This is a genomic window from Methyloterricola oryzae, assembly GCF_000934725.1.
Lineage (GTDB): Bacteria > Pseudomonadota > Gammaproteobacteria > Methylococcales > Methylococcaceae > Methyloterricola > Methyloterricola oryzae.
In genome coordinates this window covers 1-16,212 of sequence record NZ_JYNS01000033.1, presented here as the reverse complement: position 1 = coordinate 16,212, position 16,212 = coordinate 1, and the positions used below count along the sequence as shown (strand labels likewise).

The following is a 16,212-nucleotide window of genomic DNA, read 5'->3' as shown; positions in this document are numbered from 1 at the left end:
ATCTGGAGGCACTTACGCTGCCCGATTCGCGCAGCCAACGCCGCGCCAGGTTGGCGTTGATGCCGTGTGCCAGCGCGACCGCGGCAATTGAGGCACCGGGCTGTCGGCAGGCGTCCACCACCTGCCGCTTGAAAGCAACGCTATGGAAGCGCCGGGTACGCTTGGGAGATGAGTCCATGAAAGTGTCCACTAAAAACTGAAGTGGACACTATCTTGCGCAATCCATCGGGCACCTTACAGATGGGATTACCGGACGGATACAACTTTCATGCTTTAGAGTACGTCTAAGTACTTCTAGTACCCTCACAAATGCCCCCATCGAAAAGATGCCCCCGCCACGGGAGAACTGAGACGGGTGAGGTGCCTGCTGCATGTGGTCTTCATTCGCAGGCGGTTGGAGCGCATATAGCTTAATGCCGCGAGGAGTTGGAAAATCGCCGTGACAGCGCTGCTCTAAGTCTCTATACGATTTTCGACCTGGCCTACAACCCGGCGCTGATCACCGGCTTGCCGCAGGCGCGAAAATGCCCGTTCCGATCGGTTACGGCATCTAACGGACAGCTGTGGGGGCATTGCGGCTGCACGTTCAGCCGCGTTCATCGGCCTTACTCAGCCTTAAAGGTTCGGCCTTTGCCCCAGGAAAACCCCGAGCACCATCTTTTTAGTGAAATCAACCGCAGGAGCGGGAGGTGATGGCGTGTTGTTGATGGTATGCTCGCGCCACAGTAATGCCCAGGCTGAATCACTCGTTATCGGAACTTGTCTCGCGCTGGTGATTCCCGACTGCTGCGTCTGCAACATGGTTTTGAAAGAAAGGGGCTGTACGGAATTGTCCGCGCCTTCCTGGCTACAACCAGCGCCCAGTAACGCGGAAGCACATTGAAGCGCCGGCAGCATTTCCTTGAACATATTGGCCTACCTCGACAGGATTATTCGCAAGGTTTTTCTTTGGCGTTGGTCAACTCGCTGAGCAGTTTGAATCCCAGCGCCAGGGCTTTGGACTCCTTGGTTTCCGGAATGGTGAAAATATTGATGGCACCATCCGGTTCGCCACAAACCGCCGGATGGAACCCCCCGTCGTCCCCGCAGGCGACCGCTCGGACTGGGATATTGGCGTCCATCAATTCACGGCGCATGGCTTCCGGGGGCGTAATGTTTCCTCCACCACACTGGACGGAACCGAGTGGCTTATAGATCTTGATTGTTTCGTCGGTATTCGGCGGCTCGCTGCATGCGGCCAACAGGGTCACTGAGAGGAAGAAGAACAAGCGACGTTTCATGGGATGCTCCTCGGACCAAGGGTATGGACGTTCATGGGGCGCGGCCATGCCAATTATCGAGCCACGGCTCATGGTCTTACACAGTCTCCATTCGAGTCGATGGGCGATGGACTGAATGGGTATTACGATCCCGTTTATTTGCCAAAGATCTCGCGTCTGCCTTAAACAACTCTCTTCCAATAGGCACTTCGCGACCCAAAGCAATTATTCACCCAACGTGCTGATCGACAGTACGAATTACCACGGCACCCACGAAGAGTACCTACCATCCTAATGAGCGTCAGGAAACTGGAGTTAGCGTGATTGTACTGCTGTCATATTCTGTATCAAGGGACCCGTCTATGAAGTTTTTGTCATGGCCAATAGACTCACTCTGGCCAGTCAAATTACGCTTGTTTATTATCAAATAGTTTTGACTTGACCACATCGACGTCTGATCGTTTCCTACAAGATTAAGCGCCAGATAAACAGTATCGCCTTTGATGTAGGCGACGCCGTTGCCAACATTCTTGAGGTTAATGTTCTCTACCAGAACGCTACTGATATTGAAGAATCCATTTCCTTCGGGGCGGATCTTGGCTTTTAAAAACGATTCTGTGCCATAAGACCAACAGCGTAGTGCGGGAGCAGTTGGCCAAGCCCCCCAAGCCTGATGACTTAAGATACTTAGGGCCGCCGCAAAGATGAGTGTTTGCTTTTTCATTTTAAAGGCTCAGTTGCAGTTGATGCGTTCTGCCAAAAGATTATTCGTTGTATTTACACCCTATATCTGTGATGCAACTGTGATGTGTTACACTGAAAAGTAACCTTTACGATCTTAATGCGTCTGTGCAAAGATATTCCGACATCGAAATCCGTTAGTTCTTGCCACTACGATTACTACGTTAGCGAGGCTTTTTCGTCCGATGGTATTAAATCAAAACCGCACTGAATTTCATTGGGATGATCACGTAATTCAGTTAATATTTAAGACCCACCAGGAACATTACTAGTGGCGTTTAAAAGCTACGTAAGGGTCTATCAAATTGTTTGGTTGGGGATTTCGAAGTAGCGCCTCTATTGCACGGGCTGCGAATGGCGCAAACAATGCTCGCGTTTTTCGAGAGCGCTGACATTCAGAAAGGACGGGCGAGGGAAGAATTAGCTGGCCGGGCAGGCAACACATTCCCGATAAGCCTGGATGATGACGGTCGCCAAGGCGCCCATCATTGCCATCCAGCCGATTTGATTTGTAATGACCATTTTCGATGCGAACCTTTAGCTGGCTTCAGCGGAGTTTCGTACATGAGTTCCAAATTTGTAGCCGTAATTTCAGGAAGCTGACGATAAAATGCCTGCCAAGCGGCACAGAAAGATGGAAAAATTGATGGGGTACGGCCATGAAATCCATTGAAGGTTGCTGGTCAAGTCCGGTCGTGCACAGAGTTGCAGCGGCGTTCGTGATCTTCCTCATCGCGCTTCTCCTACGGCTCATATTGCTGCCCTACGATGCAGGGTACCGCGTCCTCACGTTTTACCCCGCCACATTCATTGCATTCCTGCTCTGCGGTTCCGGCCCGGGCATATTCGTCACTGTTCTCAGCGCAGCGGCGGCCCATTTTTGCTTTGTTCCGCCATATTTTCAGTGGTCGATTGGTGTAAATGACGGAATTGCCGGTGTTGTCTTCCTCACCTCATCCAGACTGGCGGGTTTATTCGTTCGCCATTACCGAGATATCTTCGACTCACTCAGGGCGGTTGAAAGACGCTATGCCAGCGTCCTGGACGCTCAGAGTGAATTCATCTGTCGGTTTAAGGCCGACGGCACGCTCACCTATGTCAACGGGGCCTTCTGCCGTTATTTCGGCAAAACCGAGGAATCTCTGGTCGGCCATGTCTGGCAGCCGTTGGCCTTCCAGGACGATGTGCCGCTGATCCAGGCAATGCTGGCCCAACTCTCGCCTGGACACCCGGTTGTGACCATCGAAAACCGCGTGCTTGCAGCGACGGAAGGCCTATGTTGGGCTCAATTCGCCAACCACGGATTCTTCGACCAACACGGTCGTTTGTTTGAAGTGCAAGTCGTTGGACGCGACATCACCGCGCGTAAGCGGGCCGAGTTCGCTTTGAGGGAGAGCGAGGAACGACTGAGTCTTGCCCAAGCGGCCGCCCACATTGGAATTTGGGATTGGAATCTTGAGACCAACGCAACCTGCTTCAACAACGAATATTACGAGTTGTTCGGTTTGCCCCAGGTTGTTCCGCCGACCTACCAGGAGTTCCTCGAGCAGGTCCACCCTGAAGACCGGACCCGAGTGGAATCGGCGTTCCAGTCCGCGCTCGCTGGAAAGTCGACCTACGAACTGGAATTCCGAATCGTCAAGGCGAATGACAATTCGGTCCGCTGGATCCATGACCAGGGACGCATCCTGTTCGCTGCAGGCGGCCGGCCGGTTCGCGCCATGGGGGCTATCTACGACATTACCGACCGCGTACAGGCGACTGAAAGGCTCAGCGAGAGAGAGCAGTGGCTCAGCGCCTTCTTGGAGCACAGCTCCACGGTTGCCTGGCTCAAAGATGAAGTGGGGCGGTACGTCTTTCTCGGCACGAGTTTTGAGCAACGTTTTAGAGTTCGCCAAGAAGACTGGATAGGGAAGACCGACTTCGATGTGTGGCCGGCCGATGTGGCTGAAAAATTCAGGAAAAACGATCAGGCCGTGCTCGAATCCGGCAGGCGTCTGGAAGTGATAGAGTTGGCCCCCAATCCCGACGGGACGACTTCCTGGTGGCGCAGCAGCAAGTTTTCGTTCTCCGATCCCTCCGGAAAGCGCTATGTCGGCGGGTTGAGTATTGATATCACCGAAATTAAAGACATCGAACGCCGTTTGGTCGAAAGCGAGGAGCGCTTCCGCGCTCTGTTTGAGAGTGCCCAGGATGGAATCCTTCTGGCGGATAAGGAGAGCCGGCGCTTCGTCGCGGCCAATCCGGCCATGTGCGCGCTGCTGGGCTACAGCCACGAGGAATTGATGTCCCTGGGGGTCGCGGACATCCATCCGCCCGAGCAGCTGCCATACGTAATCCAGGAGTTCGATCGTTTCGCCCGCGGCGAGGGACGCCAACTGGATGACATTCGAATCCTGCGCAAGGATGGCACCGAACGGCTGGTCTCCATCGTCCCGGCGTCAATGGGGACTGGCGGCCAGCCTTTGCTCGCCGGGCTGTTCCGGGATGTCACCGAGCGGCACCGCCAGGAAATGGCGCTTCGCGAGGCGGACCGGCGCAAGGACCAATTCCTCGCCACGCTGGCCCACGAACTGCGTAACCCCCTGGCCCCTATCAGAATCGGCGTGGGGATATTGCGACGAGCCCACGATGATCCGAAGACCGTGGCAAGCGCCCTGGAAATCGTGGAAAAAAACCTGTTACTACTGGTCCGGTTGATTGACGAATTGCTGGATGTAGGCCGCATCTCGAGTGGAAAGATCCACTTGCAGACATCGGCCGTCGAACTTGCGACCGTTATCCAGCAAGCCGTGGAACTCAGTCTGCCTTACATTAACGAGTTCGGCCACACGCTGCACCTCAATCTTCCCGAAAAATCGATCAGGGTGAATGCGGATCTGGTGCGGCTTGCACAGGCGTTCGCCAACTTACTCAACAACGCCGCCAAGTTTACGCCACGCGGCGGACATATCACCGTGAATACCGAACAGCGAAACGACACCGTCGTAGTCAGGGTGCTGGATAACGGCATAGGAATTCCCGCCGCCATGCTGACCCGTATCTTTGACATGTTCACTCAGGTCGATCAATCGTTGGAGAAGAACTATGGAGGCTTGGGTGTCGGACTCAGTTTGGTCAAGGAACTGATCACGCTCCACGGCGGAACGGTTGAAGCGCGCAGTGAAGGCGAAGGTAAGGGCAGTGAATTTATCGTTTGCTTACCGTGTGAAACAGCAGTTTCCTCGGCTCCCGATCACCCCGGCAATCAGGATGCTGCGCCTCCGCCCCCTGACTCGCGCCGGATATTGATCTGCGACGACAATGTGTTTGTAACGAAAACCCTGGAAATGTACTTGGTGCAAATCGGACATCAGGCTGCGATCGCCCGTGATGGATTGGAGGCGGTTAAGCTCGCGGAAACATTCCATCCTGAGGTGATCCTCATGGACATTGGGATGCCAAACCTGAATGGCTACGAAGCCTGCCAACAAATTCGTCGTCAGCCCTGGGGCCGAAACATCCTTATCATTGCAATTACTGGCTGGGGACAGGATTCAGACCTACAAAAAGCCAATGACGCCGGTTTTGACCACTACCTTGCCAAGCCTGTCGATCCACTTGATCTGGATCGCCTTATCGAAGGGTTATCGGAGACGCATGCTGGATAGCTTCCGTCGCTGAAACGGATGAGTTCGAACCAAAGCCACTGGTCCCGATGCGCTTGGAGGCCAATAGCCAGGCAGCACGGGCAGGCGTCGCAAAATAGCCGCCGTGCTCTGGGCTGAAAAGTTGAGTGCTGCATCGGCCGTCTTTACTGGCACCTGAACCGGATCAACGGTGGGATCTTCACGATGGTCATCCTTTCCGCCAATTCCTTCGGCTCACCGCCTGTCTTGAATCGGATAAGTTGGCGAGTACCTGGGTAACTCTCTCCGTATTCCCGTATCGGCAATAGGATCAACCGATCCTGAGGCCACCGCGCCAACAGATATTCCGAAATGCTGTCGTTACAATACAGCCAACGACGGTACTTTCGGGTAACGGCTTTCGCCGACCTGACGCCGAGAAATCCATGCGAGCGACTGAATGCCACTGGGTGTTTGGCGGGCATTCCGCGCCGGAATGACTGCTGATTTCTGCATTGCTGCCGTCCCTGAACTCAATCTCGCCGCCGACCCCACCGGCCTAACCGACCAGATATTTTTCTCCAGACCGGGCACTCGCGAACGTCAGCTTTTCTCTCGGTCGGATGAACGTGACGTGCCCATGTGCAGAATTGACGGACATTGGCCAAATTCGATGTACGGGACGTGAATTCCGAGACGTTCGATGATGTCGTTGAACCGACGAATGTTGACGTGAGAGCGCCTTGTTCAACCTTAGTCCAACAGATTCCTAGCGCCAGAAGCCTTCCCCTAGGGCTTTCTGTTCGAACTGTATGGCAGGCATTGGGCGGGCAAACAGATACCCCTGACCGAAATCGCATCCGGCGGCCATCAGCAGATCTCGTTGTTCCCGGGTTTCGATGCCCTCAGCGATGACCTTCAACCCCAGCTTGTGCGCCATGACGATGATGGCTTCGCACAATGCCAAGTCATCACTATATGGTTCCAAGTTCCGCACAAAGGATTGGTCGATCTTGAGATAATCGATGTCGAACTTCTTGAGGTATGCCAAGGACGAATACCCTGTGCCGAAGTCGTCGATAGCCACCTGCATGCCTCCATCTCGCATCTGTAGTAACTTCGCGTTTGTCTCCGACTCGGCATTCAGTAGCAAGCCCTCCGTAATTTCAACAGCGATGCTACTACCATCGACACCGTTCCGCTTGAGATATTCAATCCATGGCAGGTGCGCCTTGTCCTCCGAGCGAACTTGCACTGGCGATTTGTTCACGCTGATCTGAAAAGCCGGATCCAGGATCTGGCGCCACCGTTTTACTTGCTCCACCGCTTGTGTGAACACCCAGTTGCCAATGGGAATGATGAATCCGGTCTCCTCCGCCAGGGAAATGAAATCGGCCGGGCTCACAAAGCCCCGCACCGGGTGCAGCCAGCGAATCAGTGCCTCTGCCTTGCGAACGCGTCCCGTGAAGAACTCGACGATGGGCTGGTAATGGACTTGGAACTGCCCGTTCGCCAAGGCAGCGCGCAGGTCGTTGCCCAGGTGCATACGTTTCTCCGCCTCTGCCTGAAGCGAGGGCGTGAAGTAGCTGAAACAATTGCGCCCAGCGCCTTTCGCTGCATACATTGCTTGATCCGCATGGCACAACAGTGCTTCCAGCGACTGCGTATCGCCCGGATAGAGGGAAATGCCAACGCTCGCCGAAACATAGGCTTGGTGCAAACCCAGCGCAAAGGGTTCGGCAAGCCGTGCAAGTAGATCCTGGGCTACCCGCTCGACGATGCCCGTCTCCGTCAATTCGGAAAGGATGATCAGGAACTCGTCCCCGCCCAGGCGGGCTACCGTGTCCGCATCCCGCACGCAACTGACAATGCGTTGCGCTGCATTGATCAGCAATAGGTCGCCCATTTCGTGACCGAGGGAATCGTTTACTTCCTTAAAACGATCTAGGTCGATCAACAGTATCGCCAGCGACGATCCTTCCCGATTAGCCTTCTTTGCCTCTTGCTCCAGGCGGTCCTGGAACATCCGCCGGTTGGGGAGTTTCGTCAGGTTGTCGTAGTTGGCTTGCCGCCAGATCAGCTCTTCATTTTGTTTTTTGGCCGTGATGTCCGAGAACAGAGCTACGAAGCGGTAGATCGCGCCTTCCTCGTTCGGGATCGTATTGATGGTCAAATCCTTGGCATAGAGTGTTCCGTCCTTTCGCCGGTCCCATAACTCGCCCGACCAGTGCCCTTCTGTCAGGAGTTGCTGCCACATACCTTCGTAAAAGGATCGGTCGTGGCGCCCCGACTTGAGGATACTCGGATTTTTCCCACGCACCTCGTCAATGCTATAGCCTGTCAACTTCTCGAAAGCGGGATTGACGGCAATAATTAGATTGTTCTCATCCGTCACTACCATGCCTTCGCTGGTGTGTTGGTAGACCGACGAGGCCAGTTCGAGTGCTTCTTCTGCCGCCTTGCGGGCCGTGAGGTCGGTAAGAAAGATAAAAAAACGACCACTGTCAGTCGGGTAGTAGGTCACGACGACATGTACCGGCCAAACGCTACCGTCCTTTCGGCGATGGCGGGTTTCAAAGCGGGCAGACCCCTCATTGATGATCTGATGAATGTGAGCTGCCATTTCCTCCGGGGTTTCCTTGGCCTCCAGATCCGAGATGCGAAGACGGGTAAGTTCCTCCAACTGATAGCCCGACATTCGGGCGTAGGCTTCATTCGCCTGATGAATATTTCCTTGCGTGTCGGCCATCCAAAAGCCATCCACCGAGGTCTCAATCGCCAACCGGTATTGCAGGTCCTTCGCAAGCAGCATTTCCTCCGCCTGCTTGCGCTCGGTGATATCCTGGACAATTCCTACGGCAACTTGTTTATTGCCATCCATTCGGGTCACGCGGAACCGCCCCGCAGCCATAATCCATCGAATCTCTCCATCGGTACGGCGAATTCGGCATTCGAAGCGTGTTTCGCTTCCGGTCTGAAACGCGTCATGGATCAACGCAGCGATTCTTGGCCGATCTTCCTCCACTACATGTCCCAGAAATTTCTCGCTTGACCAGGGTGAGTCCAAGTCGGCGTAACCAAAAATTCGGGCGTGTTCAATCGAGCGATAGGCTGCATGCGTTTCCAGGTCGACCTCCCACGCACCTGTGTTACAGATTTCCAGAGCGAAGTGCAGCCTTTCTTCGCTTTCACGGACCGCGATGTGCGCTTGTTTAAGGTCTTGTATGTCGGTACAGGTGCCGTACCATCTTTGAATCTCACCCTGTTCATTTAACAGTGGCACCCCTCGGATCAGCCACCATCGATAAACGCCGTCCGCCCGTCGTAATCGGAATTCCAGGGAGTAAGTTTCAATGTGCCGCGTCGCACGCTGCCATGCGTCCCATGCGCGTTGTTTGTCATCCGGGTGAACAGCTGTTATCCAACCATGGCCATAACTTTCTTCGAGCGTAAGCCCGGTATATTCGACCCAGCGTTGGTTGTGGTAGACATTCCAGCCATCGGGTCGCGTCGCCCAAACTATTTGAGGCAACGTTTCAGCCAACGAGCGAAACTCACGTGCAGCTTCTTGGGTGCGTAACTGGTTTTCGAGGTCATTGCGCAACCGCGAGATTTCCAGGCGCGCCCCAATATGAGCCAGTAGTTCGCGTGCGCTGAACGGCTTGGTCAGGTAACCATCAGCCTTGTGATTCAACCCTTCTATAAGCTCTTCTTCCCCGGCGCGAGCAGACAACAAAATGACGGGAATCGTGCTGGTTTCCTGATTTTCCCTCAGGGCGCCAAGCAAGCCGATTCCATCCAGACCCGGCATCATGATGTCCGTCAAGACCAGATCGGGACGCTGGTCGCGCACCGCGGCCAGCGCCGCTTCGCCATCGCGGACCGCTGTCACGTCGTAGCCCTTAGCTTGTAAAAGGCGGGCAAGGTAGCCGCGCATGTCGGCGTTGTCATCGGCCAAGATGATGTGCGCACCGTCGCTGGAGTTTGGCCAGGCTGATTTGTCCGTTTCGATTTGCACGCCGGGACCAGTTGCAGATTCCGGTCCTTGATCCCAGCGCAATACTTCATCGGCTATAAAGTCAGCTTCATTTGCATGGGGGCTGGAGGCCTGTGCAGGATGGATATGTTTCGCCGGCAAATGTGCGGTGCCGGTCAGAATGAAAACAGTGAAGGTGCTACCAACATTTGGCGTGCTGGTTACGGTGATGTCGCCGCCATGCAGGCGGGCCAACTCCCTTACCAGAGCCAGGCCGATGCCGGTACCCTCATGGCTGCGTGAGCGAACGTTCGGTACGCGATGGAAGCGTTCAAATACGTGTTCGAGCTGGTCAGCGGCAATACCCACACCGGTGTCGCGCACCGCCAGTTCAACCGATTTTCCGCTCCAGTGCAGCGAAACTTCGATCTCGCCTTCGAAGGTATGCTTAAAGGCGTTGCTCAGTAGGTTAATGACCACCTTTTCCCACATCTGCCGATCCACGTAGACCTGTTCGGGCATTGCAGGGCAGGATACGATCAGTTTCAAGCCCGCCTTCTCGGTGGCGGAACTGAATACGCTGACCAGCTCGGTTGTATAAGCGGCCAGATCCGTTGCTTCATACGCAGCATCCATGCGACCCGCTTCGATTCGCGAAAAATCGAGGAGGGAGTTGACCAACTTGAGCAGGCGCAAGCCATTGCGATGCACCAGGTCAATTCGTTCATGCACGGCTGGGGCGGGCGTCGAACTCGTGGGCGCAAATTGGGCCTTTAAATCTTCCAGCGGCCCCAGCATCAGCGATAGGGGCGTCCGAAATTCATGACTAACGTTGGCAAAAAATCGGGTCTTTAATTCATCCAGCTCCAAAGTTTTTGCATATAAACGCGACAACTCCTCGTTGGCAGCCTTCAACTCAGCACTAGCGCATGCGACTTCCTTGGCGCGGGCGAACAATTCAACTTCCATTTTGACAGCCTGGGCGCGCAAGTTTTCATTGAGTTCGCTTTGCTCAACGCCCAGTTGTTTGACGCGGATAAAATCCGTTAGGTCTTCTGCCCGATGCAGAACGTAGGCTATTCGGCCATCCTTGCCGAAGATCGGGATATTCATCGGGCTCCAATACCGCTCTTCAAAGCCCTCTCCACCGGGCTTGGGAATATCGTACTTTTGGACGGGCATTGTGTCGGGTTTGCCTGACAGCAAAACACGTTGCAAGGAAGCGCGTAAATTCCGCTGACCTTCGGCCGAAGGATCATTGGGATTGTCTGGAAAAACTTGAAACATCGTTTTTCCCAATATTTCATCCCGGCGCGTTAATGTCGCACGGGTATAGGCATCACTGACGGCGACGATCTTTAATTGCGCATTTAATACGAGATAAAGATCGGGCGATGATTCGAATAACAGGCGAAAGTCCACGTCGGCGTCCATTGAGGCGGAACCATGCTCTCGGTCAACCATCATGACGGTATCCATGCAACGGAATAGCAACCATGAAAATTGTAGTAGTTCAGACTGCTCTTTATATCATATAAATTTACCCGGTTTTTGTTGGGTCTCCGGGGCGCCAAGCAGATGACTAGTGTGCTCATTGAGGTCAAAAGGTGAGGCACTTGATGGGTAAGTGGCAAGCCTGATCGGTCAGTGAGGTGGCAGAACTGACCCTTACAGACGAGTCGCGATATCGAAAGACACATCGGCAAACGGGCTAACGATAACTTGGCGAAAAGAGCGGTGGCCGTGCGCGACGTTCCTGCCGCAGGGCCTGCCCTGGTGGATGCCATCCTGGCCAACGGCGAACTAAAAAACTACCTGGCCCACGCGGCCCAGGGGCCGACCTGCTCCGCCGCCTGGACCGCAAACCCGAAGCCTAGGCCGCTTACCAAAGGGCCCTGGAACTTGCGTTACAGGAGCCGGAACGACGGCTCTTGGAAATGCGCATCCGCGAGGTATCGGAAATGGCCCGTGATGCATAAATAAGGCGCCTAACAGGCGCAAGATGCCGCCCAGCGTTGCCATGAGGGTGCCAGAGCACCGCTGATACCTTGGCTCGCTCTGCCGGAGTCTGGACGCCGAGCGCGTCGTCGCCTCAACTCATGGCGCCGCGCTACCTACGTACATCGTCACACGGTGCCGGCCTGCTGGAGCCCGATGGCCGACACCGTCGCCGAGCCACTGTGCATTGGGTGTCACCAGCTGCATCGCTGGCAACCCGCCTTGGGCGACCGCGACGACCTGCTGATTTAAACGCACGATCGTGTCTCCGCCCGGCTGACCGATGAAGATGATGCCGGGATCCCGTGATTGCCACAGGAGCCGACTTGTCCCTGTAGCACGTCGCCGGGAAGTCAGGTCTGTTTTTTTGCAGCTATTTTTAAGCATATACAGCGCTGCCTATCGCTTGCTGATCATCGATGAACTCGGCTTTGTCCCGCTCTCCAAAGTCGGCGCCGAACTGCTGTTCGAGATCTTCAGCCAACGCTACGAACAAGGCTCCATCCTGGTTACCAGCAATCTCCCCTTCGACGAATGGCCCGGGGTCTTCGGCTCCGAGCGACTCACCGGCGCACTCCTCGACCGCCTGACCCATCGCGTGCACATCCTGGAAATGAACGGAGACCGCTATCGACTCGCCCAGAGCCGCTAACGACCGATCAAACGGCCCGACGCCGCCGACTAACCTCACCGACCACCATCAAAAATCAAAAAAGGGGCCTTCGGCCCCTTTTCTCATCCCCACCCGGTACACTTTTACTCCGCCTCAGCGGTACACTTTCTCTCCGCCGTTGACACATTTCGATTTCACAAAACTTAACCCATCCAACGATTAAGCTGCCATCGTCGTCAATTTCCAGATTTTCAGGACCATCTTTCCCTTGATCTTTCATCAACTTATATATCAGCTTGTCAAATCGAACACGCAACGCTCTCGCTCTCACGATTGCAATGCGCTTGCTATCTGTCTGCAAGGACCTTCTAACTTCCCGCTTGTTGCTGGGGAAGTGATGTCGTAATCGCTTGGGAACTACAGCCCGGAAATAGAAGGTTCCGTGCCTGTTTTCTGCCAGAAAGGCTGGGGGCATATGATCTCCCGATTTACCCGGCAGGTGTGCCTACCGAGTGTGTTACTTGCAGCAATCGAGAGATGATTTATTTAAATTTCAATAATATGGTGGAGGCGGCGGGAATTGAACCCGCGTCCGCAAATCCTCTGCCTTCGGCTCTACATGCTTATCCGACTCTATTGATTTAACCGCAGACTGCCCGAGCGGCAGGGAGGTCGTGCGGCGATTCCGTCAGGTTTTAGCGCCTCGGCCCCGGAAAAGCGTCAGCGCGAGCTTACAATTGGATTACCCCCGGAAACCGATCGCCTATAAGCGGGCTACCGACCGAAGGCTGGCTGACTTAAGCAGCCAGAGCGTAGTTGTCGTCGTTGGCAACTATTAAGTTGCAGATGGATTTACGAGGTATTCTGCACCTCGGCATGCACCTGGGGTTTCGCGATCCACGTCGAAGCCATGTCGCCCCCATTTGCTGATTTCATCTTACCACAATCGACGATCTCTTTCAGCTCTGACTTCATGCCTCCGCTGAGCCGTAATGCGTCTGCACGTAGCGCTCGACGATGGCCTGGAAATCGTCAGCGATATTGTCTCCCTTTAGGGTCACGGTCTTGACGCCGTCCTCAAACACCGGCGCCACAGGCTGCTCGCCGGTGCCCGGCAGACTGATGCCGATGTTGGCGTTCTTGCTTTCGCCAGGGCCGTTGACCACACAGCCCATGACGGCCACGTGCATGTCCTCGACGCCCTTGTACTTCTTTTTCCAGACGGGCATCTGGTGGCGCAGATGACTCTGTATCTGCTGGGCCAATTTCTGGAAATAGTCGCTGGTGGTCCTGCCGCAGCCAGGACACGAAATCACCATGGGCGTGAACGAACGGAGTCCCATAGTCTGCAGGATCTCCTGGGCAACAATGACCTCCAGGCTGCGATCCGCACCCGGCTCCGGCGTGAGGGAAATGCGGATGGTGTCGCCGATACCCTGCTGCAGCAGGACAGCCAAAGCCGCTGTGGAACCGACAATGCCCTTGGAGCCCATACCCGCTTCGGTCAGGCCTAGATGCAGGGCGAAATCACAGCGGGCAGACATGGCCTCGTACACCGCGATCAGTTCCTGCACCCCGCTCATTTTGCAGGAGAGAACGATGCGATCCTTGGGCAATCCCAATTCCACGGCCTTATGGGCACTTTCCAGCGCCGAGGTGATCACGGCTTCGCGCATGACTTCAGGCAGTGGCCTGGGATCCGCGAGTTGGGCATTTTCGTCCAGCAGACGCGCCAGAACGCTCTGGTCGAGACTACCCCAGTTCACGCCGATGCGCACCGGCTTCTCGTAGCGGCAGGCGAACTCGATCATCTGAGCAAACTGGGGGTCCCGCTTCGAGCCGCGCCCCACGTTGCCCGGATTGATCCGGTACTTGCCCAGAGACTTGGCGCAATCCGGATATTTATCCAGGAGCTTGTGCCCATTAAAATGGAAGTCGCCGATGAGCGGAACCGGACAATCCTTCTTGTCCAACAGTTCGCGAATGCGCGGCACCGCTTCCGCCGACTCCTCGCGGTCGACGGTAATCCGCACGAGTTCTGACCCCGCGCGGGCAAGCTCGTAAACCTGCTTCACGGTGCTTTCGACGTCCGCCGTGTCGGTATTGGTCATAGACTGCACGACGACGGGCGCACCACCGCCGATCTGAACATTGCCTACTTTGACACCGACCGTGTTTCTGCGAATCATGATGCTCGGGACCTCAGGGTCATTGGAAGTTGAGCTATTTTATCAGTCATCGGCCCCGTTCTTAAAGGCAAGGAATTTCTGACTCCGACAAGGACATTCGTGCGTATTCAGTATTTTTCCGACATTCATCTTGAATTTGGCACCCTCGCGAGACCCGACACGGATGCCGACATCATCGTCGCGGCGGGTGACATCGGCGTAGGCACCCAAGGGCTGAAATGGCTGCAGAGCCTTGAACGCCCTGTGGTGTATATCGCCGGCAATCACGAATTCTACGGCCAGGAGTACCACGCAATGGTCGATGCGCTGCGTCGTGGCGCCGAGCATTCCCTCGTTCACTTCCTGGAGTGCGAGACCCTGGTAGTCGGCGAGACCCGCTTTCTGGGTTGCTCGCTGTGGACAGAACTGGGGGGAGAGGAAAATGACCGGCTCGAGGATTTGCAGAGGCAGGTCAACGATTTCCGCCGCATACGCTTTCACGGCAATCCATTGACCTTCTCCGAGTACTCCCAGCTGCACAGAAAATCCAGACGCTGGCTGGTGAACCAGTTGGACCAGCCCTTTGACGGAAAGACGGTGGTGGTGACCCACCATGCGCCCACGCCCTGGAGCTGGCACGAAAGCCCCACCAGCATCAAGCGTTTCGCGTATTGCAACGATCTCAAGGAGTTCTTCCATACCTACGAGATTGCCGCCTGGTTCCATGGGCACACCCACGTGGTCTCCGACTACCGTTGCTCCGGAGCACGCGTGCTATGCAATCCCAGGGGATATTTTCCGGAGCACCTGGTGGGAGAGTTCGATCCGCGCCGGATCGTGGATATCTGAATCAGGCCGTGAGTTGAACCCGGTAGCCCGGCTCTTCGCCCTTGGAATCAGAGAAATTGGCGAGGTAAGCCTGGGCGGCTTGTGTCTGCTGCTTGCGTCTCTGCTCATTGAGATCCGAGAGCGCTTGGGCTTGCATCTGCGTAGCCGCTGCTGCGACCCGTCGGTCCTGCGATGAGGGATCGGCCGGGGCCAGCGCGGCCCGGCGTATGGTTTCCGCCTTTCGCAGCGTGGCTTCAGGGTCGTTGGCGACGGTCGAGGTATCGATGTTGACCTCCCCGCCAACGGCGTAGTTGCCACCATCCGGCCCCTTCTGGTAGCTAAAGCTGGCGCCTCCGGTGGCAAGACCTCCCGCAGCCGCCGTGTGCGCGGCTTCGTGAGCACGCACTTCGCGGTCGCGATCCTGCAACTGCTGTAACTGCTTCAGCTCGTCCTCGGTCAGCGTCTTGCCGTTTTTCGCCTTTGCGGCCTGAGCATTATGCTGCTCTGCCTCCGACGAAGCGTCTTGGCCCGCTTTTTCCGCACCGGGCTGGGTGTCCTTCGTAGCGACACTGACCCGCCCGAAATGTGGAAAACTGCTGCTGATGGGTGTTAGGTTCATCGTACCGCCCGCTCGCTCACGCACCTATTCGATTTGCCGAAACCTCGGGATTGCCCCGCCCCGGCATCGAAAATGACCGATCGTCCCGAATCACGGAAATCAACAGGATAGCGGCGTGCCGCCTGGGATCTTGATTGCATCGTATCCGTCCGGTAATCCCATCTGTAAGGCGCCCGATGGATTGCGCAAGATAGTGTCCACTTCAGTTTTTAGTGGACACTTTCATGGACTCATCTCCCAAGCGTACCCGGCGCTTCCATAGCGTTGCTTTCAAGCGGCAGGTGGTGGACGCCTGCCGACAGCCCGGTGCCTCAATTGCCGCGGTCGCGCTGGCACACGGCATCAACGCCAACCTGGCGCGGCGTTGGCTGCGCGAATCGGGCAGCGTAAGTGCCTCCAGAT

General features: G+C 55.7%; 12 protein-coding genes and 1 other RNA gene. 4 read left to right on the top strand and 9 right to left on the bottom strand.

Features of this window, described 5'->3' with window-relative positions:
• From EK23_RS24800 to EK23_RS20440, 4 genes are all read right to left on the bottom strand, one after another.
• Positions 1–178 (bottom strand): transposase (locus EK23_RS24800; protein WP_045226299.1); only part of this gene is annotated, 178 nt, incomplete at its 3' end.
• 437 nt (positions 179–615) lie between these two features.
• Entirely contained in the window at positions 616–909 is a 294-nt protein-coding gene (locus EK23_RS20450) for a hypothetical protein (RefSeq protein ID WP_145998768.1), read from the bottom strand.
• 20 nt (positions 910–929) lie between these two features.
• Positions 930–1,268: a hypothetical protein gene (locus tag EK23_RS20445; protein ID WP_145998767.1), complete on the bottom strand. Its 339-nt coding sequence runs from the start codon at positions 1,266–1,268 to the stop codon at positions 930–932.
• Positions 1,269–1,560: 292 nt separating this feature from the next.
• On the bottom strand, positions 1,561–1,983 hold the full coding sequence (locus tag EK23_RS20440) for a hypothetical protein (protein WP_045227258.1): 423 nt from the start codon (positions 1,981–1,983) through the stop codon (positions 1,561–1,563).
• 676 nt (positions 1,984–2,659) lie between these two features.
• Between EK23_RS20440 and EK23_RS22195 the strand changes: the two genes are divergently transcribed.
• Positions 2,660–5,650, top strand: a complete 2,991-nt coding sequence (locus EK23_RS22195) for a hybrid sensor histidine kinase/response regulator (protein ID WP_052808410.1) — start codon at positions 2,660–2,662, stop codon at positions 5,648–5,650.
• 727 nt (positions 5,651–6,377) lie between these two features.
• Here the strand turns inward: EK23_RS22195 and EK23_RS22190 are convergent.
• Positions 6,378–11,051: a PAS domain S-box protein gene (locus tag EK23_RS22190; RefSeq protein WP_158002566.1), complete on the bottom strand. Its 4,674-nt coding sequence runs from the start codon at positions 11,049–11,051 to the stop codon at positions 6,378–6,380.
• 898 nt (positions 11,052–11,949) lie between these two features.
• Between EK23_RS22190 and EK23_RS20420 the strand changes: the two genes are divergently transcribed.
• Positions 11,950–12,234: an ATP-binding protein gene (locus EK23_RS20420; RefSeq protein WP_327037078.1), complete on the top strand. Its 285-nt coding sequence runs from the start codon at positions 11,950–11,952 to the stop codon at positions 12,232–12,234.
• A gap of 55 nt (positions 12,235–12,289) precedes the next feature.
• Here EK23_RS20420 and EK23_RS24795 read toward each other — a convergent pair whose 3' ends face one another.
• The 3 genes from EK23_RS24795 to ispG all read right to left on the bottom strand — a co-directional run bounded on the left by EK23_RS24795 (position 12,290) and on the right by ispG (position 14,384).
• Entirely contained in the window at positions 12,290–12,670 is a 381-nt protein-coding gene (locus EK23_RS24795; RefSeq protein ID WP_369112191.1) for a DUF6538 domain-containing protein, read from the bottom strand.
• Between the two features lie 87 nt (positions 12,671–12,757).
• Positions 12,758–13,116: a transfer-messenger RNA gene (ssrA, locus tag EK23_RS22845) on the bottom strand.
• Between the two features lie 50 nt (positions 13,117–13,166).
• On the bottom strand, positions 13,167–14,384 hold the full coding sequence (gene ispG / locus EK23_RS20415; protein WP_200892206.1) for a flavodoxin-dependent (E)-4-hydroxy-3-methylbut-2-enyl-diphosphate synthase: 1,218 nt from the start codon (positions 14,382–14,384) through the stop codon (positions 13,167–13,169).
• A 99-nt stretch (positions 14,385–14,483) separates the two neighbouring features.
• Here ispG and EK23_RS20410 point away from each other — a divergent pair, with 99 nt between their 5' ends.
• Positions 14,484–15,212 (top strand): metallophosphoesterase, encoded by a 729-nt coding sequence (locus EK23_RS20410; protein ID WP_045227255.1) that lies wholly within the window; start codon positions 14,484–14,486, stop codon positions 15,210–15,212.
• A gap of 1 nt (position 15,213) precedes the next feature.
• Here the strand turns inward: EK23_RS20410 and EK23_RS20405 are convergent, their stop codons facing one another.
• A complete protein-coding gene (locus tag EK23_RS20405; protein WP_045227254.1) occupies positions 15,214–15,810 on the bottom strand; it encodes a putative metalloprotease CJM1_0395 family protein in 597 nt (198 codons plus the stop codon).
• Positions 15,811–16,034: 224 nt separating this feature from the next.
• Between EK23_RS20405 and EK23_RS24790 the strand changes: the two genes are divergently transcribed.
• Positions 16,035–16,212 (top strand): transposase (locus EK23_RS24790; RefSeq protein ID WP_045226299.1); only part of this gene is annotated, 178 nt, incomplete at its 3' end.

Excerpts from the sequence above, each read along its gene's own strand:
- EK23_RS20450 (WP_145998768.1), bottom strand. The coding sequence starts at position 909 with ATGTTCAAGGAAATGCTGCCGGCGCTTCAATGTGCTTCCGCGTTACTG.
- EK23_RS20440 (WP_045227258.1), bottom strand. The coding sequence starts at position 1,983 with ATGAAAAAGCAAACACTCATCTTTGCGGCGGCCCTAAGTATCTTAAGT.
- EK23_RS22195 (WP_052808410.1), top strand. The coding sequence starts at position 2,660 with ATGAAATCCATTGAAGGTTGCTGGTCAAGTCCGGTCGTGCACAGAGTT.
- EK23_RS22190 (WP_158002566.1), bottom strand. The coding sequence starts at position 11,051 with ATGATGGTTGACCGAGAGCATGGTTCCGCCTCAATGGACGCCGACGTG.
- EK23_RS24795 (WP_369112191.1), bottom strand. The coding sequence starts at position 12,670 with ATGCCCCCAGCCTTTCTGGCAGAAAACAGGCACGGAACCTTCTATTTC.
- ispG (WP_200892206.1), bottom strand. The coding sequence starts at position 14,384 with ATGATTCGCAGAAACACGGTCGGTGTCAAAGTAGGCAATGTTCAGATC.
- EK23_RS20405 (WP_045227254.1), bottom strand. The coding sequence starts at position 15,810 with ATGAACCTAACACCCATCAGCAGCAGTTTTCCACATTTCGGGCGGGTC.